Here is a 1177-nt window from a genome sequence, read left to right as displayed (position 1 = left end):
CAAATTTCCTGCACCTTCCTTCACTAGATTGGACATCAAGGCAGCGGGACATAGCGCTGCCCAGTGTCCACCACCGGAGGAATCCATCATGAAGCGCATCACCAAACTCGCCGCCCTGGCTGTTTCGCTGTCTCTCGTGCTGTCGCCGGTTGCCCAGGCCCATGACCGCGACTCGCGCGATGACAAGCGTCCTTACCAGTCGCAGCAGTACAAGCAGCATCAGGACAGGAACGATCAGCGCCGGCAGGCCGATCGTCGCCACGACGATCGCCGCCATGTCTCGGCGAAGCACGACCGGAACCAGCACGGCGCGTACTGGAAGGTCGGCCAGAAGGTGCCCGACCGCTACCGCGGCCAGCACTACGTCGTGCAGACCTGGAAGAAGCACAACCTCCACCAGCCGCCGCGCGGCTACCAGTGGGTGAGCGTGGACAGCAGCAACTACTTCCTGGTCGGCGTAGCCACGGGGGTCGTGCTGCAGGCCATTCTGAACCGCTGACGGTGCAGGGCGGGAAGACGGCCGGATACCTTGACAGCCTCGGGTCCGAAATCTAAGATTCGCGGCCTGTTTGGCTACGTAGCTCAGTCGGTTAGAGCACAGCACTCATAATGCTGGGGTCGCAGGTTCAAGTCCAGCCGTAGCCACCATACATACTTCCGCGGACATCCAAGGAAGTCCAAAAACCCGCTAAATCAATGGTTTAGCGGGTTTTTTATTGTCTGCACGGGTCCAAGGGGGTCCGGGGACATCCCAACACTTTGTTGGTATGTTTGCTGGTATCCGAGCATACCAACAGGACAGGTACCAACAATCATGCCCCTCACGGACACCGCTATCCGCAACGCCAAGCCCTCTCCCGAGGGCAAAGACAGCAAGATGTCTGACGGAGGCGGCCTGTACCTGCTCGTGAAGGCCAACGGCCAGAAGTACTGGCGCATGAACTATCGCTACCTGGGCAAGCAGAAGACCCTGGCGATAGGCGTCTACCCCATCGCAACCCTGAAGCATGCTCGCGAAGCCCGCGATGAAGCCAAGCGGCTGCTGCTGGAAGGCATAGACCCCAGTCTCCACCGCCAGCAATTGCGAGCCACCAATCAGACCGAAGCTCGCAACACTTTCGAGATCGTTGGCCGGGAATGGTTCAACAAGCGCAAGGCGCAATGGACGCCGGAGTAT

Annotated in this window: 2 protein-coding genes and 1 tRNA gene; all 3 read left to right on the top strand. The window is 59.7% G+C overall.

Translation table 11 applies throughout. From position 1 onward, the window contains the following. Nucleotides 1-88: 88 nt before the first annotated feature. A complete protein-coding gene (locus tag C5O18_RS09955) occupies nt 89-499 on the top strand; it encodes an RcnB family protein (RefSeq protein WP_105193463.1) in 411 nt (136 codons plus the stop codon). A gap of 72 nt (nt 500-571) precedes the next feature. Beyond that, nucleotides 572-648, top strand: a tRNA-Met gene (locus tag C5O18_RS09950). A gap of 166 nt (nt 649-814) precedes the next feature. Beyond that, the coding region (locus C5O18_RS09945; RefSeq protein WP_146089352.1) for an Arm DNA-binding domain-containing protein at nt 815-1177 on the top strand (363 nt) is incomplete at its 3' end.

The organism is Amnimonas aquatica (assembly GCF_002943415.1).
Taxonomy (GTDB): domain Bacteria; phylum Pseudomonadota; class Gammaproteobacteria; order Pseudomonadales; family Moraxellaceae; genus Perlucidibaca; species Perlucidibaca aquatica_A.
This window is presented reverse-complemented; position numbering and strand designations above follow the sequence as displayed.

Coding starts and splice junctions, on each gene's coding strand:
- C5O18_RS09955 (WP_105193463.1), top strand. CDS start 89: ATGAAGCGCATCACCAAACTCGCCGCCCTGGCTGTTTCGCTGTCTCTC.